The sequence below is a fragment of the Streptomyces sp. NPDC030809 genome (assembly GCF_055572195.1).
Genome location: NZ_JBVIDV010000004.1, coordinates 297683 through 317497, shown reverse-complemented (window position 1 = coordinate 317497; position 19815 = coordinate 297683). Strand labels below are relative to the sequence as shown.

Annotated in this window: 16 protein-coding genes and 2 pseudogenes; 7 read left to right on the top strand and 11 right to left on the bottom strand. The window is 74.8% G+C overall.

Features of this window, described 5'->3' with window-relative positions; all coding sequences use genetic code 11:
* The first annotated feature begins 40 nt into the window (after positions 1-40).
* On the top strand, positions 41-859 hold the full coding sequence (locus ACZ407_RS08150; RefSeq protein ID WP_468126580.1) for a DMT family protein: 819 nt from the start codon (positions 41-43) through the stop codon (positions 857-859).
* Positions 860-1730: 871 nt separating this feature from the next.
* Positions 1731-2681 (top strand): hypothetical protein, encoded by a 951-nt coding sequence (locus tag ACZ407_RS08145; RefSeq protein ID WP_468126449.1) that lies wholly within the window; start codon positions 1731-1733, stop codon positions 2679-2681.
* Between the two features lie 65 nt (positions 2682-2746).
* On the opposite strand, the gene pdxR is transcribed toward ACZ407_RS08145, so the two are convergent.
* Positions 2747-4183: a MocR-like pyridoxine biosynthesis transcription factor PdxR gene (gene pdxR, locus ACZ407_RS08140; protein WP_468126447.1), complete on the bottom strand. Its 1437-nt coding sequence runs from the start codon at positions 4181-4183 to the stop codon at positions 2747-2749.
* A gap of 47 nt (positions 4184-4230) precedes the next feature.
* Between pdxR and ACZ407_RS08135 the strand changes: the two genes are divergently transcribed.
* A complete protein-coding gene (locus tag ACZ407_RS08135; protein ID WP_468126446.1) occupies positions 4231-4752 on the top strand; it encodes a carboxymuconolactone decarboxylase family protein in 522 nt (173 codons plus the stop codon).
* Between the two features lie 62 nt (positions 4753-4814).
* On the opposite strand, the gene ACZ407_RS08130 is transcribed toward ACZ407_RS08135, so the two are convergent.
* The 6 genes and pseudogenes from ACZ407_RS08130 to ACZ407_RS08105 all read right to left on the bottom strand — a co-directional run.
* Positions 4815-6179: a hypothetical protein gene (locus ACZ407_RS08130; protein ID WP_468126445.1), complete on the bottom strand. Its 1365-nt coding sequence runs from the start codon at positions 6177-6179 to the stop codon at positions 4815-4817.
* Between the two features lie 3 nt (positions 6180-6182).
* Entirely contained in the window at positions 6183-6566 is a 384-nt protein-coding gene (locus ACZ407_RS08125) for a hypothetical protein (RefSeq protein WP_468126444.1), read from the bottom strand.
* A complete protein-coding gene (locus ACZ407_RS08120; RefSeq protein ID WP_468126443.1) occupies positions 6556-8340 on the bottom strand; it encodes a hypothetical protein in 1785 nt (594 codons plus the stop codon). Before ACZ407_RS08120 ends, ACZ407_RS08125 begins: the two co-directional genes overlap by 11 nt.
* Positions 8341-8459: 119 nt before the next feature.
* A complete protein-coding gene (locus tag ACZ407_RS08115) occupies positions 8460-9449 on the bottom strand; it encodes a malate dehydrogenase (protein WP_468126442.1) in 990 nt (329 codons plus the stop codon).
* A gap of 214 nt (positions 9450-9663) precedes the next feature.
* A complete protein-coding gene (locus tag ACZ407_RS08110; protein ID WP_468126440.1) occupies positions 9664-10176 on the bottom strand; it encodes a DUF3017 domain-containing protein in 513 nt (170 codons plus the stop codon).
* Between the two features lie 106 nt (positions 10177-10282).
* Positions 10283-11158: pseudogene (locus ACZ407_RS08105) on the bottom strand (bifunctional methylenetetrahydrofolate dehydrogenase/methenyltetrahydrofolate cyclohydrolase); the annotation flags it as partial.
* A gap of 236 nt (positions 11159-11394) precedes the next feature.
* Between ACZ407_RS08105 and ACZ407_RS08100 the strand changes: the two are divergent.
* Entirely contained in the window at positions 11395-11979 is a 585-nt protein-coding gene (locus ACZ407_RS08100; RefSeq protein WP_468126439.1) for an RDD family protein, read from the top strand.
* Positions 11980-12090: 111 nt separating this feature from the next.
* On the opposite strand, the gene purH is transcribed toward ACZ407_RS08100, so the two are convergent.
* Complete coding sequence (purH, locus tag ACZ407_RS08095; RefSeq protein ID WP_468126438.1) at positions 12091-13656, bottom strand: bifunctional phosphoribosylaminoimidazolecarboxamide formyltransferase/IMP cyclohydrolase; 1566 nt, start codon at positions 13654-13656, stop codon at positions 12091-12093.
* On the bottom strand, positions 13653-14276 hold the full coding sequence (purN, locus tag ACZ407_RS08090) for a phosphoribosylglycinamide formyltransferase (protein WP_468126437.1): 624 nt from the start codon (positions 14274-14276) through the stop codon (positions 13653-13655). The genes purH and purN overlap by 4 nt, the downstream gene beginning before the upstream one ends.
* Positions 14277-14482: 206 nt before the next feature.
* Between purN and ACZ407_RS08085 the strand changes: the two genes are divergently transcribed.
* On the top strand, positions 14483-15028 hold the full coding sequence (locus ACZ407_RS08085) for a hypothetical protein (protein ID WP_468126436.1): 546 nt from the start codon (positions 14483-14485) through the stop codon (positions 15026-15028).
* Between the two features lie 60 nt (positions 15029-15088).
* Here the strand turns inward: ACZ407_RS08085 and ACZ407_RS08080 are convergent, their stop codons facing one another.
* Positions 15089-16966 (bottom strand): cell division protein PerM, encoded by a 1878-nt coding sequence (locus ACZ407_RS08080; RefSeq protein ID WP_468126434.1) that lies wholly within the window; start codon positions 16964-16966, stop codon positions 15089-15091.
* Positions 16967-17082: 116 nt separating this feature from the next.
* On the opposite strand from ACZ407_RS08080, the pseudogene ACZ407_RS08075 reads away from it, so the two are divergent.
* Together ACZ407_RS08075 and ACZ407_RS08070 are read left to right on the top strand one after the other, a co-directional pair.
* Positions 17083-17268 (top strand): annotated as a pseudogene (locus ACZ407_RS08075) (helix-turn-helix domain-containing protein); the annotation flags it as partial.
* Positions 17269-17829: 561 nt separating this feature from the next.
* On the top strand, positions 17830-18720 hold the full coding sequence (locus ACZ407_RS08070; RefSeq protein ID WP_468126593.1) for a SigE family RNA polymerase sigma factor: 891 nt from the start codon (positions 17830-17832) through the stop codon (positions 18718-18720).
* Between the two features lie 188 nt (positions 18721-18908).
* Here the strand turns inward: ACZ407_RS08070 and sucD are convergent, their stop codons facing one another.
* Positions 18909-19793 (bottom strand): succinate--CoA ligase subunit alpha, encoded by an 885-nt coding sequence (gene sucD / locus ACZ407_RS08065; protein WP_468126432.1) that lies wholly within the window; start codon positions 19791-19793, stop codon positions 18909-18911.
* Between the last annotated feature and the right edge of the window lie 22 nt (positions 19794-19815).

Here is a 19815-nt window from a genome sequence, read left to right as displayed (position 1 = left end):
GGGCCCGCCGTCCCCTAAAGTCCGATTCGTGCTCACGGGAATGATCTGCGCGCTCGGGGCCGCGGTCTGCTTCGGCACGGCCTCGGTCCTGCAGGCGGTGGCCGCCCGCGCCACCCCGCCCGGCACCGGGTCCGGGGTGGACGCCAGGCTGCTGCTGCGGGTGCTGCGCCAGTGGCGGTACCTGGCCGGGCTCGGCCTGGACGGGCTGGGCTTCGTGCTGCAGATCGTCGCCCTGCGGTCGATCCCGATCTACGCGGTCGGGGCGGCGCTCGCGGCGAGCCTCGCGGTGACGGCGGTCGTCGCCGCGCGGCTGCTGCACGTACGGCTGAGCCGTACGGAATGGGGCGCGGTGGGCGTGGTCTGCGCGGGCCTGGCCATGCTGGGCCTCGCGTCCGGCGAGGAGGGTGCGGAGCCGGGCAGCGGCGCGCTGCGGTGGGCGATGCTCGGCTGCGCGGTGGCCCTGCCGGGCGTGGGTGTGGCGGCGGGGCGGCTGCCGGGGCGCGGACGGGCGCTCGCGCTGGGGCTCGGGGCGGGTACGGGGTTCGGCGTGGTGGAGGTCTCCGTCCGCCTGATCGACGGCCTGTCCCCCGGCCACCTGCTCACCAACCCGGCCGGGTACGCCCTGCTGCTCGGCGGGGCCGCGGCCTTCCTGCTGCTCACCTCGGCCCTCCAGCGGGGCTCGGTCACCACCGCCACGGCCGGCATGGTCCTGGGCGAGACGGTCGGCCCGGCGCTGGTGGGGGTGATCTGGCTGGGCGACCGCACGCGCGAAGGGTTGACCTGGCTGGCCGCGCTCGGCTTCGCGGTGGCCGTGACCGGCGCCCTCACCCTGACCCGCTTCGGCGAACCCCCACCCTGACCCCGCGCCTCCGCCCCGCCGAGGCTTGCCTCTCCGCCACCGCCCGCCCCGCTTTCCCGGGGCTCCGCCCCGAACCCGGCGCCTCAATCGCCGGCGAGGCTTGAGTCTGCGCCCCCCGCCCGCCCCGCCCTTCCCGGGGCTCCGCCCCGTGCCCCGCGCCTCAATCGCCGGCGAGGCTGAGGATTCGGGGCTCCGCCCCGGACCCCGGTCCTCAATCGCCGGACGGGCTGGATTTCCCCCGCCCCCGTCCCAAAGCTGCCACTGCGGTCCACTTTCCAGCCTCGCGGGGCAACTTCCAGCCCCGCCGGCGCTTGAGGCGCGGGGCCCGGGATCCTTCCAGCCTCGCCAGCGCTTGAGGCACGGAGCCCCGGCTCCTTCCAGCCTCGCCGGCGCTTGAGGCACGGAGCCCCGGATCCTTCCAGCCCCGGCGGCGTTTGAGGCGCGGGGTCCGGGATCCTTCCAGCCTCGCCGGCGTTTGAGGCGCGGGGCCCGGGGCGGAGCCCCGAATCCTCAGCCCCGCCGCCGCTCAAGACGCAGGGCCCTGGGCAGAACCCCGGATCCCTTCAGCCCCGTCGGCGTTTGAGGCGCGGGGTCCGAGGCAGAGCCTCGAATCCTCAGCCCCGCCGCCGCTCAAGACGCAGGGCCCGGGGCGGAGCCCCGAATCCTCAGCCCCGCCGCCGCTCGAGGCGCAGGGCCCGGGGCGGAGCCCCGGATCCCTTCAGCCCCGTCGGCGTTTGAGGCGCGGGGTCCGGGGCGGAGCCCCGGTTCGGGAAGGGGCGGGGTGGGGAAAGGGCCCCGCGCAGCGGAGGCGGCGGGGAACCCGCCGGACCCGGACCGCGTCACAAAAGGAGCCGCACCCCCGGAGGCCCCGTTGCGAAGACCCGTCACCGCCGCCGCCGCACTCCTCTCCCTCACCGCAGTCACCACCGCCTGCACCCCGCCCGAGCCCAAACCCCCCTCCCCCCACCAGGTCGCCACCCGCATGACCGCCCTGGCCGAGGCCTGGCAGAGCACCTCCGGCTCCCGCACCTGGCGCGAAGGCTTCCACCCGCTCAGCGGCGCCGAGCAGCTCCCGCGCCCCGGCTTCCGCACCCCCGCCGAGCAGTCCGCGTACCGCGAGGGCCGTTTCGTACTGGCCGGCCGCCTCCCGTACGCCCCGCACCCCCGACCGGAGCTCCGCCTCCCCGGCGGAGGGACCGACGACCCGCCGGTCCTGACGGCCGACCAGGCGTTCGCCGCGCTCGACACCGCCGGCGAGGCCGACGGCGGGGACCCGCTCGTGGTCACCGCCGTCCGGCCCGCCACCCTGACCGTCGGCTCCAACCGGGGCCGGGTCCGCGCCCCGGCGTGGGCGTTCCACCTGCGCGGCCACCGCACCCCGCTGCTCCGGCTCGCGGTGCGCACCGACCCGCTCCCCCGTGCCGCGTACCCGGAGGACTACACGGACCGGCCCGAGGGACTGGCGCCGCTGGACGGGCTGGCCCGGATCCGGGGCCTGGCGGAGGTGTCCGCCGACGGCCGCGCCCTCACCGCACTCGTGGAGCACGGCTGCGGCGAGACCGTGTCCGTCCGGGTGCTGGAGGGCCGGGAGAGCGTGGTGCTGGCCGGGCTGATCAGCCGCCCGCCGGTCACCGGCTTCGCGACGTGCGACACCGCCCCGCCGGTCGAGCGGGTCCGGGTGGCGCTCCGCTCCCCGCTCGGCTCCCGGGTACCGGTGGACGCGGATTCGGGCGGGGCGCTGGCCGCTTCGGACCAGCCCACCACCGATCCCCCTCCCCAGGAAGGCCCGTCGGCCCCGACCCCCACCGCCGCGGCCCCCTGACCGGGCACCGACCGGGCACCGACCGGGCACCGACCGAGCACCGATCGGGCACCGACCGGCCCCCGTCACCCCGCCGTCGTGCGCAGCGCCCCGCACAACGCGGCCAGCGTCGGCCCCCACGCACTGTCCGGCGGCGTGGCGTAGCCGACGACGAGTGCGTCGCGCCGGGGCAGGCCCGCCGCCGGGTGGCGGAACCGGGAGAGGCCCTCCACCTGGAGGTTGCGGGCGGCGGCCTCGCGGATCACCGCGCGCTCGGTGCCCGGCGGGAGTTCCAGCACCGCGTGCAGGCCGGCCGCCACCCCCGAGACCCGTACGTGCGGAGCCCCTTCGGCGAGGGCCGCGACCAGCTGGTCGCGGCGGCGCCGGTAGCGCAGCCGCATGGCCCGCACGTGCCGGTCGTAGGCCCCCGCGGCGATGAACTGGGCCAGTGTGAGCTGTTCCAGCGCGCTGGAGGTCCAGTCGCTGCCGCCCTTGGCCGCGACCACCTCGTCGAGGAGGCCGGGCGGCAGCACCAGCCAGCCGATCCGCAGCCCCGGAGCCAGGGACTTGCTGGCCGTCCCGAGGTAGACCACCCGTTCCGGGTCCAGCCCCTGGAGGGCCCCGACCAGCTGCCGGTCGTAGCGGAACTCGCCGTCGTAGTCGTCCTCCAGGAGCCAGCCGCCGGACGCGCGCGCCCACGCGACCAGTTCGGCGCGCCGCGGCCCGGACAGCGCGTCCCCGGTGGGGAACTGGTGGGCGGGGGTCAGCAGCACCGCCCCCGCCTCCGGGCCGGGCAGCTCCCCGGCGCCGAGCGGTACGGTCTCCAGCCCCGCCCGCGCCAGCAGGTCCCGGTGGATGTCCAGCATGTACGGGTCCACGGCCACCGCCCGGGTGCCGCGCTCGTGCAGCACCCGCCCCACGAGCATCAGCCCGTGGGCGAATCCGGCGCACATGACCACCCGGCCGGGATCCGCGTACACCCCGCGGGCCCGGGCCAGGTATTCGGCGAGGACCGCCCTCGACTCGGCGCGGCCGCGCGGCTCGTTGTATCCGAAGGCCTCGTGCGGGGCCTCGGTCAGGGCCCGGCGGGCCGCCGCCAGCCAGGCGGCACGCGGAAAGCCGGACAGGTCCGGGGAGCCGGGCACCAGGCTGTACGCCGGTCCCGGGCGCTCCGGCGGGCGCTGCGGGGGCACGGGCCGGGACGCGACCCGGGTGCCGGAGCCCTGGCGGGCCGTCAGCCAGCCTGCCGCGACCAGTTCGGCGTACGCGTCGGCGACGGTGTTGCGGGCGATCCCGAGGTCGGCGGCCAGCTGGCGCGAGGAGGGCAGCCGGGTGCCGGCGGGGAGCCGGCCGCTGCGCACGGCCTCCCGCAGGGCGTTGACGAGGGCCGCCCGGATCCCGCGGCCACGCCCGCCGCGCCCGGCGGCCGGGCCTCCGGCCGTGCCCGGCGGGCCGCCCGGTTGCCCAGCGGCGCCGAGCTCCAGGTGCAGGTCAGCACCGAAAGTGGCCCAGGAATCCGTCATGGCAGTGGACCATATCCGCCTGCCGGTCCGCTCGTACGGTGGAGCGCATGACACACGGAACGAACGGTACGAACGCAGTCCTCGACGGCACGGCCCGCGCCCCCGAGCAGCCGGCCCGGCTCAACTGGTCCAAGCACGCCCCCGAGGTCTACAAGGCGATGGTCGCCCTGGAGACCGCCTCGAAGAAGAACCTCGACCCGTCGCTGGCCGAGCTGGTGAAGATCCGCGCCTCGCAGCTCAACCGGTGCGCCTTCTGCCTGGACATGCACACCATCGACGCGCTGGCCGAGGGGGAGAGCGCCCAGCGGATCGTGCAGCTGTCGGCGTGGGACGAGTCCCGCCACTTCTACACCCCGCGGGAGCTGGCGGCCCTCGAACTGACCGACGCCGTCACCGTCCTGACGGACGGGTTCGTGCCGGACGAGGTCTTCGCGAAGGCCGCCGCGGTCTTCGACGAGACCGAGCTGTCCCACCTGCTCGCGGTGATCGCCACGATCAACGCGTGGAACCGCTTCGGCGTGTCCTGCCGCCTGGTGCCCGGGCACTACACGGCGGGCATGTACAAGTAGCGGCCCCGGCGCAGCCCGCCGTGACCCGCGACGGCGGCCGGGCGGCCGCCGTCGGGCAGGTCCTACGGCACCTTGAACGAGTCCACGGCGGTGGTCAGCACGGTCTGCTGCCGGGGCCACTCCGAGGCGGGGGCCCGCACCAGCAGGGCGTACTTCTCCCCGCCGGGCGTGTAGAAGACCCGCTCCACCCCGCGGCGCCGGTTGCCCGTGTCCCCGTCGTACTCGTAGACGAGTTCGGCGGCGGCCCGGCCGTCCGGACCGGCGGGGAGCTCCGTCACGGAGATCTCGGCGTAGCCGGGGTTCGAGGCGAGGGTGCCGGAGGCGCCGCGGACCGCCTCCAGCGGGGTCATGGACGCCTCGTCCACCCGGAAGACCTGGAGCAGGGACTCGCGGTCGGCGGAGCGGAAGAAGATCCCGGTCTTCTCCTCGCTGCGCTCCCAGTCCTCCGGGACGGCGAGCGTGAACCCCTTCGGGTCCTCCGTCACGCGGAAGCCGGCCGGCGCCCCGCTCGCGGACGGCGAGGGCGAGGCGCTCGCCTGGGCCGAGGGGGTGGCCGGGTCCGGCCCGCCGCCCTGCGGGTCCTGGCCGCCGGTGCCCGGGCCGGGGGTGACCGGGGCCGTGGCTCCCGGCCTGGCCTCGGGCTCCCCGCTCCGCTGCACCAGCCACACGGCGGCCGCACCGCCCGCGAGGGCGGCCACGGCCACCACCGCGAGCACGGGGTTCAGGAACCCCGCCCGCTTGCGCCCCGGCCCGGGCGCCGCGGCGTCCCCGGCCAGCGGGGGCAGCGGCGGAAGCGGCGGCAGATCGGACAGCGGGGGCAGCGGCGGCAGGGCAGGCAGCGGCACGGGCCCGGCCCGAAAACCCAGCCCGTCATCCCCACCGTCCCCCACGGCCGGCCCCGCACCGACACCGGCGTTCGGGCCCATGCCGGGTCCCGGGCCCGGGGCCGCGCCCTTGCCCAGGTCCACGGCGGGGCCCGGGACCTCGGCCGGGCCCGGGACCTCGGCCGTGCCGCCCGTGCTCGCGTCCGCGTCCGCGTCCGAGCCGGTCTCCACGCCGACGACGGGCCCGGCCACGGGCCCGCGTCCGGCGGCCGGGCCCCCGCCCTGCCAGGGCGCCTGGGCCGGAGCGGAGCCCTGACCCGCAGCGGCCGCCGGAGCGCCCTCCGCCGACCCGGCAGGCCCCGCGGGCGGCGCCTGCGGAGTCGGCGGGACCGGCAGGGTCCCGGCGCCCGGCGGCCCCGCCGGGTTCCCCGCGCCGGGCGGGACCGACGGCACCACGGGCACCCCCGGGACCACCGGGGCCACGGGCACCACCGGGGCCGGCGGCCCCGGTTCCGAGCCCGGCTCCGGGGCCGGTTCGGGGTCCGGTTCGGGGCCGGTCTCCCAGCTCTGCGTCTGGGGGTTCCACCACGGGCCGGACGCCACTCCTCAGCCTCCCAGCAGGGACGCGACGGCCGCGACCACCGCGCTGCCCGAGGCCAGGAACTCCACGACCGGACCGGCCTCCGCCAGCCGCTCGCGCAGCCGGCCCAGCCGCCCCGGCTCCGCGGAGCCCGTGTTCTCGATGTCCTCCGCGGTTTCGGCCAGTTCCTCGGCGAGCGCCTGCGTCGCCGGGTTCTGGGTCACCCGGCCGAGGTCGGCGCGCAGCTCGCGCACCGCCGCGAGGAGTTCCTGCTGCGCCTGGTCCGGGCCCCCGGCATGGAAGTGGTTCTGGTTGTTCGCCGTGCCGTGGGCACCGAAGTTGACGGCGCTGTTGGAGATGTTCCCCACCTGGAAGGACGGGTTCCCCCCGTCCGCGGTCTCACTTCCCATGGCCGCCCCCCTTGTCCTGGTTGCCGTTCTGCTGGTTCGTGTTCTGGGCGCTGCCGCCCGCGCCGAAGTTGACGGCGCTGTTGTTCATGGAGCCCACGTACGTGGACCCGGCCGCCAGGTTGACGATCTTCTGCTCGATCTCGTCGGTCTGCCAGCCCGCCTCCCGCAGGGCCAGCTTGACCCCGTTGGCGACCCGGTCCTCGATGGTCCGCAGGTAGCGGTCCACGTCCATGTCCTGGAACAGCGACGCTTCGAGGTCGGCGCCCAGTTCCCGGACCGAGACCGCGGGCCCGGTGGGGCGTGCCCCGCCGTTGCCCTCGGTGAGGATCCGCCAGGCGCTGAGCAGCCCGTGGCCGAGGGTGGCCAGGGCCCCGCCGAGGGCGCGCGGGGTGTGGACGGCCGCCCACACGGCCTTCCCGAAGGGATTGTTGTTCCGGTAGCGCTGGGCGGTCGCGTCCGCGTCCTGGAACTGGCCGCGGACCGGCGGCAGCACGTGCGGGACCACCTCCAGCATCAGCATGCCGCCCTGGGTGTGGACGCGTACGAACACGGTGACGACCACGTTCTCGTCCCAGCCGCCGACCCGGATGCGCAGGAAGTGCCGGCGCTTCTCGCCGCCCTCCTCGATCGAGCCGGCCCGGTGGGTGCCGAAGTCCTGCGGGGTGTACGGCCCCTGGTCGCGGTGGAGCAGGCCCTGCGCGGGCAGGAACACGCACTCGTCGACGACGAGCTCGCGCAGCCGGTCGAGGACCGCGGCCGCGGCCTGCGGGGAGCCGTGCGCGGTGGGCACCCGGAGGGCTTCCACCAGGGGCACCACCCGCCGCAGGATGCCCGCGTTGTCGAGGGGCTGCGGCTCGGCGCCCTCGCGCGGGCGCAGTTCCATGGCCAGGTGCCAGGGCTTGAACGCGAGTCCGGCCCCGCAGAAGGGGTCGCCGACCCCGTACATGACCAGCGGCCAGTGCTGTTCGGTGCGGATCCGGCGCTGGACGGTGCGGAACCGGGCGCCCGTCGCCTGCTCGGCCGGGTCGGCGGCGAGGTCCGGGTAGCGCTTGGGTGCGAGTTCGGTGGCGATGGTGCGCATCTGCCAGTGCCGGGAGAAGCCCTTGAGTACGCCGACCCCGGCGAAGAGCACGAGGACTCCCCAGGCGGCGCCCTTCGTGAGCAGGGAGTCCGTGTCGGTGGGCACCAGCAGTTCGCCGAGGACGTCCATGCCGTCCGGGTCCTCGTACGGGTTGCCGCTCCCGAAGTAGCCGCCCGAGCCCCCGTACGAGTCCGAGGGGTCCTCGGCGGTGAAGGCGGCGGTGACGACCACGAAGAGGGCGAGGGTGAAGAGCAGCCGGGCGTACAGGCGGACGAGGAAGGCGAAGAACCGCCCCCAGACTCCGGCGGCCCGGGCCCGCGGGGTGAGCCACGCGGCCAGGCTGAGCAGGAGGCAGGGCCCGAGCAGCAGCAGGAGGCGCCCCTCCGTGAGCAGCACCCCCACGAACCAGAGGCCGACGATGGCCCCCGCCCAGGCGAGTTCGGTGCGCCGGGCGCGCAGGGCGTGGGCGAGCACGCGGGCGGCGTCGTAGCCGTACGAGGGAGCAGCTATGCGCTCCTCGTGGACGTACAGCTCGTCGATCACCCGGTCGCGGAAGGCGCCGTCGAGGTAGGTGCCCGCGCACAGGAGGCGGCCGGCCTCGCTGGCGGTCGGCGGCACCGGGGGCTTTCCGAGCAGTTGCGGGTCGCCCCAGGGCCCGGAAGGGGGCTGGGCGGGAACGGCAGTCTGGGTCACCCACGGCACCCTAGGCGCCGAAGACTTACGGCCAACAGCGCCATTCACGCCAAAGCGCCCCGGCAAGGTTTACCGGGGCGCTGGCGTGCTCAGCAGGGGTTCTCACCCCCGGGGAGGCCTCAGATCAGGCCGAGCTCGCGGACCGCGTCGCGCTCCTCGACGAGCTCCTGCACGGAGGCGTCGATGCGGGCGCGGGAGAACTCGTTGATGTCCAGGCCCTGGACGATCTCGTACTTGCCGTCCTTGCAGACGACCGGGAACGAGGAGATGAGGCCCTCGGGGACGCCGTAGGAGCCGTCCGACGGGATGCCCATGGAGGTCCAGTCGCCCTCGGCGGTGCCGTTGACCCAGGTGTGGACGTGGTCGATGGCGGCGTTCGCGGCGGAGGCCGCGGAGGAGGCGCCACGGGCCTCGATGATCGCCGCACCGCGCTTGGCGACGGTCGGGATGAACTCGTCGGCGAGCCAGGCCTGGTCGTTGACGAGCTCGGCGGCGTTCTTGCCGGCCACCTCCGCGTGGAAGATGTCCGGGTACTGGGTGGCCGAGTGGTTGCCCCAGATGGTCAGGCGCTTGATGTCGGAGACGGCGGCACCGGTCTTGGCGGCCAGCTGCGAGATCGCGCGGTTGTGGTCCAGGCGGGTCATCGCGGTGAAGCGCTCGGCCGGGACGTCCGGCGCGGCGGCCTGGGCGATGAGGGCGTTGGTGTTGGCCGGGTTGCCGACGACCAGCACGCGGATGTCGTCCGCGGCGTTGTCGTTGATGGCCTTGCCCTGCGGCTTGAAGATGCCGCCGTTGGCGGAGAGCAGGTCACCGCGCTCCATGCCCTTGGTGCGCGGGCGGGCGCCCACGAGCAGCGCGACGTTCGCACCGTCGAACGCCTTGTTGGCGTCGTCGGTGATCTCGATGCCGCGGAGCAGCGGGAACGCGCAGTCGTCGAGCTCCATGGCGGTGCCCTCGGCGGCCTTCAGGCCCTGCGGGATCTCCAGGAGGCGCAGGTTGACCGGCACGTCCGCGCCGAGCAGGTGACCGGAGGCGATGCGGAAGAGCAGCGCGTAGCCGATCTGGCCGGCGGCGCCGGTGACGGTGACATTCACGGGAGTGCGGGTCATGGCCTTCTCCGTTAGACAGCTGGCGGTGGGGCGTCCCTGCCCCATGTGCTGGGGGACGCCGCTTCCCTCTGAATCTTGACGTGAAGAGACATCCGCGGCCAGGCTATCCGACCCCGGAAGCCGCCAATCCCCACCCCCGTGTGGTACGTCGCACACAGGGGCAGGGGTTCGAAGGCGGAGGGGCGGTCCGGGCAGCGGAAACCACCCGCCCGGCTCAGCGGACGGTGAACCGGACGGCGTCCTCCAGGAACGGGAGGTGCAGCCACGGTCCCGGCTCCGCGACCAGCGCCAGCAGCGTGATGGCCACGCCCAGCAGCCCGTACATGACCATGTCCGTGAACCGGGACCGCACCGCGAGCATGCCGACCGAGGGCAGTGTCCGGCGCAGCACCGAGGCCGCGATCAGCGCGACCCCGATGACCAGGCAGCCCACCCTGAAATGGTCCAGGGCCGTGAGCAGCAGCCCGACGGCGGTGGCGCCCAGGACGGCCAGCATGGGCCATTGGCGGGCGGGCGCGGGCGCGTCGCCGGGCGCTGCCCGGCCGCCGCCCTCGGGGCGGGCCGTGTCACGGGTGACGGAGGGGAAGCGGCGGGAGGTTCGCGGCGGCTCCGCACCGGCCCCGGGGGCGTGTTCGCGCGCCGGCACCGGGGGCTTGCGCCCCGGCTCGGCCGGCTTCCGGCCCGGCTCCGGGCCCGAGGCGGGCCCGCCTTCCCGTTCAGCCAGCACGGTGCCCGTTCCCGTCCGTCTCCGCGTCTGCGTCTGCGTCTGCGTCGGCGCCTGCGTCTGCCTGTGCCTCGGCGACCCGCTCGTCCGCGATGCGTTCGGCGACCGCCGCCTCCGCGGCCGCGCGCTGCTCGGCCGCGTCCCGTTCCGCCGCCTCGACCACGTTCACGAGGAGCTGAGCACGGGTCATGGGGCCGACGCCGCCGGGGTTCGGGGAGAGCCAGCCGGCCACCTCCGCCACACCCGGGTGCACGTCGCCCACGATCTTCCCTTCGTCGTCCCGGCTGACGCCCACGTCCAGCACGGCCGCGCCCGGCTTGACGTCCTCCGGCTTGACCAGGTGCGGAACTCCGGCGGCGGCCACGATGATGTCCGCCTGCCGCAGCTGCGCGGAGAGGTCCCGGGTGCCGGTGTGGCACAGGGTCACGGTGGCGTTCTCCGACTTGCGCGTGAGCAGCAGGCCGATGGACCGGCCGACCGTGATGCCGCGTCCGACGACCACCACGTGGGCCCCCTCGACGGCCACTCCGTGGTGCCGGAGCAGCTGCACGATCCCGTACGGCGTACAGGGCAGCGGGCCGGGCTCGTTGAGCACCAGCCGGCCCAGGGACACCGGGTGCAGCCCGTCCGCGTCCTTGGCCGGATCCATCAGCTCCAGAACGCGGTTGGTGTCGATGCCCTTGGGGAGCGGAAGTTGGACGATGTATCCCGTGCACGCGGGGTTCGCGTTGAGTTCACGGACGACCGCTTCGATGTCCTCCTGCGTGGCCGTGTCGGGCAGTTCCCGCTGGATCGACGCGATGCCCACCTCGGCGCAGTCCCGGTGCTTGCCGTTGACGTACCAGCGGCTGCCCGGGTCGTCGCCGACCAGCAGTGTTCCCAGGCCCGGGGTGACACCCCGTTCCTTGAGCGCCGCCACGCGGGCGGTCAGTTCGGACTTGACGGCGGCTGCCGTGGCCTTGCCATCGAGAATCTGGGCGGTCATGCACTCCATCCTCCCGGATGGAGCGGTCCCGGATCCACTTCGAGGCGCACGGCGGGCCGGGAGGTTGCACTTGCACAACAGCTTGTGCACCCAACTGGACAACACCGACGCGGTCCGGCAACGATGACCGAAATAAGTAGTGCCGCGGGCAGTGCCGGGGGGCGGACCGCTCAGTACCACCTGTTCCTCCACACGGGCCGCGCGTCCCCGCACTTCCATCGGAGGAACTCCACAAGATGAGCTTCGGCGACCCGAACAACCCGTACGGCCAGCAGCCCCCGCAGGGCCAGCCCGGTTACGGATACCCGCAGCAGGCCCCGCAGGGCGTCCCGCCGCAGGGCGGCTACGGCTACCCGGCCCCGGGCCAGCAGCCCTACGGCGGCGCCCCCGGCTACCCGAACCAGGCCGCCGTGCAGCAGCAGTACGCCGGCTGGGGCTCGCGCTTCGTCGCGCGCATCATCGACGGCCTGATCGGCGGTCTGATTCCCGGCATCCTGATGTTCGCGGGCATGGACTCCACCACCGGTGAGATCGGCGGCCTGTACTTCGTCGGCCTGATCCTGGCCCTCGTGGTCTGGATCGGCTTCGCGTACATGGTCGGCACCACCGGCCAGACCCCCGGGCGCAAGGCCGTCAGCATCCAGGTCCTGAAGGAGTCGACGGGCCGCCCGCTCGGCTTCGGCATGGCCTTCGTCCGCACCCTGCTGGACTTCATCAACGGCCTGCCCTGCTACCTCGGCTACCTGTGGCCGGCGTGGGACGCCAAGAAGCAGACCTTCACCGACAAGATCGTCGGCAGCGTCGTCGTCAAGAAGTTCTGACGCGAACGCACGGCAAAGGCCGGAGGCCGTATCCCCCGCGGGGGATACGGCCTCCGGTCGTTGCGGCACTCGTCGCGCGCGTTGCGGCGGGCGGCTGCCCGCCACGGCACCTCAGTGGAAGAAGTGGCGGGTGCCGGTGAAGTACATGGTCACGCCGGCCGCCTTCGCCGCCTCGACCACCTGCTCGTCGCGGACCGAACCGCCCGGCTGCACCACGGCCTTGATGCCCGCGGCCGTCAGGATCTCCAGCCCGTCCGGGAAGGGGAAGAAGGCGTCCGACGCCGCGTACGAGCCGCGCGCCCGCTCCTCGCCGGCCCGCTCCACCGCGAGCTTCGCCGAGTCCACGCGGTTGACCTGGCCCATGCCGACGCCGACCGAGGCGCCGTCCTTGGCGAGCAGGATCGCGTTCGACTTCACCGCGCGGCAGGCCCGCCAGGCGAAGGCCAGCTCGGCCAGCTCCTCGGCGGACAGCGCCTCGCCGGTGGCCAGGGTCCAGTTCGCCGGGTCGTCGCCCTCGGCCTGGAAGACGTCGCTGTGCTGGAGCAGCACGCCGCCGCTGATCGGCTTCAGGTCGCCCGGCTGGTGCGGGGTGCCGTCCACCTTCAGGACGCGGATGTTCTTCTTCTTGGCGAGGATCTCGACAGCGCCGTCCTCGTAGCCGGGGGCCGCGATGACCTCGGTGAAGATCTCGGCGACCTGCTCGGCCAGCTCCACGGTCACCGGGCGGTTGACGGCGATGACCCCGCCGAAGGCCGACAGCGGGTCGCAGGCGTGCGCCTTGCGGTGCGCCTCGGCCACGTCCGCGCCGACGGCGATGCCGCACGGATTGGCGTGCTTGATGATCGCGACGCAGGGCTCTTCGTGGTCGTAGGCGGCCCGGCGGGCGGCCTCGGTGTCCACGTAGTTGTTGAAGGACATCTCCTTGCCGTGCAGCTGCTCGGCGTTGGCGAGCCCGCCCGGCTGTCCGTCCGTGTAGAGGGCGGCGCCCTGGTGCGGGTTCTCGCCGTAGCGCAGGCCGGCCTTGCGCTCCCAGGCGCCCGCGAGGAACTCGGGCAGGACCGCGCCCTCCTCCGGGGCGTACGCGTTCGTGAACCAGGAGGCCACGGCCACGTCGTACGCGGCGGTGTGCTGGAAGGCTTCCGCGGCCAGCCGCTTGCGGGCGGTCAGGTCGAACCCGCCGTCCTTGACCGCGGCCAGCACGTCGGCGTACCGCTCGGGGCTGGTCACCACGGCCACCGAGGGGTGGTTCTTCGCGGCGGCGCGGACCATCGAGGGGCCGCCGATGTCGATCTGCTCCACGCACTCGTCGGGGGTGGCGCCCGAGGCGACCGTCTCCCGGAACGGGTACAGGTTCACGACCACCAGGTCGAAGGGCTCGACGCCGAGCTCGGCCAGCTGCCGCTGGTGGTCCTCCAGGCGCAGGTCGGCGAGGATGCCGGCGTGCACGCGCGGGTGCAGGGTCTTGACCCGGCCGTCCAGGCACTCGGGGAAGCCCGTGAGCTCCTCCACCTTGGTGACCGGCACGCCCGCGGCGGCGATCTTCGAGGCGGTGGAACCGGTGGAGACCAGCGTGACGCCCGCCTCGTGCAGCCCGCGGGCCAGCTCCTCGAGCCCGGTCTTGTCGTAGACGCTGACGAGCGCTCGGCGGATGCCGCGCTTGGTACCTTCGGCGGTCACTGGATCGTTACCTTTCGTCCCTCAATGCGGTAGCCGTGCCGGGCCAGACGCCCCACGACATCGACGAGCAGCCTGCGCTCGACTTCCTTGATGCGCTCATGGAGCGCTGCTTCGTCGTCCTCGTCCCGGACCTCCACCACACCCTGGGCGATGATCGGTCCGGTGTCCACGCCGTCGTCCACGAAGTGGACGGTGCAGCCCGTGACCCGGGCGCCGTAGGCGAGGGCGTCGCGGACCCCGTGCGCGCCGGGGAAGGCCGGCAGCAGGGCGGGGTGCGTGTTGACGAAGCGTCCCCCGAAGCGGGCCAGGAACTCCTTGCCCACGATCTTCATGAACCCCGCGGAGACCACCAGGTCCGGCTCGTGGGCGGCGGTGGCCACGGCCAGCGCCCGGTCCCACTCCTCGCGGGTCGCGTAGTCCTTGACCGAGCACACGAAGGTGGGGATTCCGGCTTTCTCGGCCCGTTCCAGACCGGCGATCCCGGCCCGGTCGGCGCCGACGGCCACGACCTCGGCGCCGAAGCCCTCGGCACCTTCCGGGTGGGCGTCGATGGCGTCGAGCAGGGCCTGGAGGTTGGTGCCGGAACCGGAGACCAGCACGACCAGGCGGGAGGCGGCCATGGGAGGCCCTTTCTCACGGGGTGCGTCTTGTATGGTCGTACAAAAACGCAGGCACCCTCGATACGGGGAACCATACGAAGCGACCGACCGCCTGCAACGATACCGGCACACCGGACGGCCCCCGAGGGACGGGTGGACGGGCGGGCGGTAGCGTCTGGCGTACAGCCCACCGAGGACACGACGACGCAGGGGAAGAAACGCACCCGATGCCGGACCCACGCCAGTCCCCCACAGACGACAATCCGTTCGCGGCCCCGCCGGAGGACCGGCCTGACCAGCCCTGGCAGCCGCGCAGCGGAGCGGGCGGACCGGAGCGGGGCGAGGACGGCGGCGGCCCCGGGCCGGACCCCGACGGCTCCCGCGGGCCGGGCACCGGCCGCTGGGACCCGACGGACCCGGCCCAGCGCCGGGCCCGCTACGCGCTGCTCGGCGGCATGTGGGCCTTCTTCTTCACGCTGTTCGGCATTCCCGCGATGGGCCTGCTGCTGGGTGCGCTCTCGCTGTACTGGGGCATCAGCTCGCTGCGCGCGAAGACCAAGCCGGAGGAGGCGCGGCCGCAGCTCACGGCGGCGGTGGGCGGCCTGCTGACGGCGTCGGTCGCCCTCGTGCTGACCATCGGCACGTACGGGGTGCAGCTGGCGTACAAGGACTTCTACGTCTGCCGCGACGACGCGCTGACGAAGACCGCCGAGTTGAAGTGCAACGACCTGCTGCCGAGCGGCCTGCGCGACCTGATCGGCGTGAAGAAGTAGCAACGGCGGCCGGGCGCGCGGCGTGCAGGGGCGCGGCGTGCCCGGTCGGGACGCGCCCGGTCACGGGGTCCGCTTCCTGCGTACGTAGACGAGCGCGCCGGTGGCACCGGGGGCCAGGTCGGGAGCGGTGGCGGCGGCCGGGGGCCGGTCTGCGGGCGACCCGGCCGCCGGGGGCCCGGCCGTCGGGGGCTCGGCTGCCAGGGGCTCGGCTGCCAGGGGCTCGGCCGTCGGGGGTGTTGCGCGGCCCGGCAGCGACTCGTACACCGGCAGGGCCCCGGGTACGGGCGTCCCCGCGGACCGGTCCGCGCCGTCGGAGCCGCCCGAACCGCCCGAGCCGCCCGTATCGAATGCGGGCAGGGGCCCGGGCACCGGGTCCGGCGGCGGGCCGGACGCCGACTGCCAAGCGGGCGGGGAATCGGGCAGGACCCCGGCGAGCCCGGCCGGGGCCGGGACCTGGGCCGGGGCCGGCGGCAGCGGCGGCGGATCCGGGAGCAGCGCAGCGGAGGACTCCGCGACCGGCAGCGGGCGCGGCGCCTGCGGCGGCGCGGAGGGGTTCCTGAAGTCCGGGAAAAGGGTGCCCGAGGACCGGCGCATGGTCTCCCAGCGCAGTTCCCGGCCGCCCGCGTCGTGCCAGTGGCCGAGTTCCGGCACCTCCTGCGGTTCCAGCGGCTCCGGCATCCCGCGGTCGCGCCAGGCGCGTACGACCATCGCGACCGGCACCGAGACCACGAGGGTCCACGCGAAGGCCGCTCCCCCGGTCTCCCACCACACCGGCCCGAACCGGGCCAGCCGGCCCGATCCCATCGGACCGCCCGCCATCGCCGCGGCCAGCGCCGTCAGCAGTCCGCAGACCAGGGCCCCGCCGACCGCCGTGAACGTGGTCTCGCGGAAGCGGGGGGCCTCCCCGTCCTCGCCCTCCCCGTCCACCGCGAACCGGCCCACCACCACCCCGGCCAGCACCGGCACCCCCAGCACCGCCCAGGTCAGCGGCGTACCCGGGCCCTGCGGCGGCAGGGCGGCGAGCAGCGGGAAGCGGGGCAGGGCCGGGGCGCCGGAGAAGGCCAGGGGGGTCACGGCCGCCGAACCGCCCAGGGCGAAGCCCGGCCCGAGCCCGTACGCCGCACCGAACACGGCCGCGTTCGGGATCAGCGCGAGGGCCAGCAGCAGTACGGCGAACCGGCCCGACCAGACCCCGGTGAGTTGGAGGAACGATTCCTGGGCCGCACTCGCGTGCCACATCAGCGAAGCGCCCACGAGCAGCGCGCCGCCGCCCAGCAGGGTCACGGCCCCGGCGGTCCCGGCACGGAGCGCCCGCGCATTCCGGGGGCGCGCGAGCGCCTTCCGCACGCCCCTCGGCACCCAGCGCGGCAGCGGATCGTACGGGCGGCCCCGCGCCGCCCACACCCCGCCGGCCGCCGCCGCGAAGGCCACGAGCGGCACGTGCCAGGCCGCGCTCAGCGGGTCCGCCGGCATCGGGCCGCCCGCCGCGTAGGCCGTGGCGGCGGCCCCGACCAGCAGATAGCCGCAGGTCACGGCGGAGAACACGGCACCCGCGGAGAGCCCCTCGCCCGCCTCGGCCTCGTCCTCGTAGACGGCGAGGCGGGCCGCCCGGCGCATCAGCCACACCGGCAGGGCGACCAGCAGCAGCGGGGTCACGCCGACCGGAGCGGGCACCCCGGAGAGCGTGTCGTACCTGATCAGCTCGGTGCCGTGGGCCAGCAGCCAGAGGCCGGCGGCCACGTGGAGCGCGCCGCCCGGACCACTGTCGGGGTAGGGCGAGCTGATCCACAGCACCATGACGAGGACGGCCAGGGAGCCGAGCCCCAGCCCGGCGGCGACGGCGCCGCCCAGTACGCAGGCGGCGGCCGCGGGCGAGCGGCGGCGCCCGGACCGCTGACCCGCCGGGCAGGACGGGCCGCGTTCGGTCACGTGGGTCACGACGCCATGGTCCCAACGACACGCGCTGAGGGCGCGTAACGGGCGAATGGTCGTGGTGTCGCCCAATATACGTTTATGTACTTTTTCGCTCAGGAAGGCGTCGTGGGGGGTCCGGCATGACACAGAGCGCCCAGCCCGCGCCCGACCTGTCCCTGCCCTCCCCCAAGGAGCGGCGCAGACTGCGCGAAGCCGGCGGCCTCGGCCACGAGGAGATCGCGGAGGCGGTCGGAGTGACCGCCTCCACCGTGCGCTCCTGGGAAACCGGCCGCACCGAACCCCGCGGCCGCAAGCGCGAGGCATACGCAAAACTCCTGACCTCCCTGACCCCAGGAGACCCCGCCCCGCCGGGGGCGAACCACGCCCCGCCGGGACCACACCAAGCCCCGCCGGCGATTGAGGCGCAGGGGCCCGGGGGCGGAGCCCCCGAAACCACGCACGGCCCGCACCTCCCCCCCACCGCAACCGCCCGTGCACAGAGGCTGGACCCGCCAGGGCCACACCCCGCCCCGCCGGAGGCGAACCACGCCCCGCCGGGACCAAACCAAGCCCCGCCGGCGATTGAGGCGCGGGGGCCCGGGGGCGGAGCCCCCGAAACCACGCACGGCCCGCACCTCCCCCCCACCGCAACCGCCGCCCGCCGCCCCCTCCCCACGGCAAAGCCGACCCCCGGCGCGGGCACCCGCCCCAAACCCGCGGCCAAGCGGGCCGCCAGGCCCCCCGCCTGGCAACACCGCCCGGACAGCCGGTCCGACAGACCCCCCGCCGGCACGGCAAGCCACACCCCCGCGCCGAAACCGGACGCGCCCAAGCCGGACGCACCGAAGCCGGACGCGCCCAAGCCGTCCACAGCCGAGGCACCGGCTGTGGAAGAGCAGGCGGAGGCAGCAAAGGCACCGGCACCCGCACCCCCCGCACAGCCGCCGCAGCCGCCACGGCCCCGCATCACCCCCACCCAGGCCTTCGACGCCCTGTACGCATACACCGCCCCCTCCCTCGTCCGGCAGACGTACCTCCTCACCGGCCGCCGCCGCCTCGCCGTCGAGGCCGTCGAGCGCGCCTTCCACCAGGCCTGGGAGCGCTGGCCCGAAGTCGCCACCGACCGCGACCCGGTCGGCTGGGTCCGCGCGGTGGCGTACGAGTACGCCCTCTCGCCCTGGCACCGGTTCAGCCGCGCCCACCGCCACCCCGACCGGCAACCGGCCGCCGCCGACGACCGTGCGCTGATCGACGCGCTGCTCACCCTGCCGCCCCGGTACCGGCGTACGGTCCTGCTCTACGACGGGGTCGGCCTCGACCTGCCGGACACGGCCGCCGAAACGGAGGCCACCACCGCGGCCGCCGCCGCCCGGCTGCTGTCCGCGCACGCCCGGCTCGCCGAGCGCCTGCCCGAGCTGGCACAGGCCCCGCCCGCCGCCCAGTCGGCCCTGCTCCGCGAACGCCTCGGCCGGTTCGCCCCCGCCGTACGACTGGAGCCCGGCCCGCCCGCCGCGGCCCGCGGGGCCGCGGAGCACCGCAACCGGGTGTGGACCCGCGCCGCACTCGGCCTCACCGCGGTCATCGCCGTCGCCACCGCGTACACGGTGAACACCGCCCCGACCAAGTACGAGCCCATCCCCGCGCCAGGGGCGGCCGTGAGCGGCGTACCCCCGCACATGGGCCCGCAGCGGCTCACCGACCACGGCCGCGAACTACGGGAGAAGCTCCGCTCCGAGACCGCGCACGGACCGGAACGCCTCGTCCCGAAGACCGGCTAGCACCGCACCCGGCCGGCCGCCCCACCCGGCCGCCCCACCCGGCCGTCCAGCCCGTCCGGCCGGCCGGCCCACCCGCCCGGCCGCCCCGGAAACGGTCGTGGGCCCGCACCCTCCGAGGAGGATGCGGGCCCACGGGTGCGCACGCCCGCGCGCACCCGTCAGCCGGGTGCGCGGCGGTGCGCAGGGACTCAGGCGCTGAGGATCTCGCGCGCGAGCTTGGCGGTCTCGGTCGGCGTCTTGCCGACCTTGACGCCGGCGGCCTCGAGGGCCTCCTTCTTGGCCTGCGCGGTGCCGGAGGAGCCGGAGACGATGGCGCCGGCGTGGCCCATGGTCTTGCCCTCGGGGGCGGTGAAGCCCGCGACGTAACCGACGACCGGCTTGGTGACGTTCTTCGCGATGAAGTCCGCCGCACGCTCCTCGGCGTCGCCGCCGATCTCGCCGATCATGACGATCAGCTCGGTCTCCGGGTCGGCCTCGAAGGCCTCCAGGGCGTCGATGTGCGTGGTGCCGATGACCGGGTCGCCACCGATGCCGACGGCGGAGGTGAAGCCGATGTCACGCAGCTCGTACATCATCTGGTAGGTCAGGGTGCCGGACTTGGACACGAGACCGATCTTGCCGGGCTTGGTGATGTCGCCCGGGATGATGCCGGCGTTGGACTGGCCGGGGGTGATCAGGCCGGGGCAGTTCGGGCCGATGATCCGGGTCTTGTTGCCCTTGGCGGTGGCGTACGCCCAGAAGGCGGCGGAGTCGTGCACCGCGATGCCCTCGGTGATGACGACGGCCAGCGGGATCTCGGCGTCGATGGCCTCGACGACGGCGGCCTTCGCGAAGGCCGGCGGCACGAAGAGGACGGAGACGTTGGCGCCCGTCTTCTCCATCGCCTCGGCGACCGAGCCGAAGACCGGGACCTCGGTGCCGTCGAAGTCGACGGAGGTGCCGGCCTTGCGCGGGTTCACGCCACCGACGATGTTGGTGCCGTCAGCCAGCATCAGCTTGGTGTGCTTCATGCCCGTGGCACCGGTCATGCCCTGGACGATGACCTTGCTGTCCTTGTTGAGGAAGATAGCCATGGTGAGTCTGTGACCTCGTCCC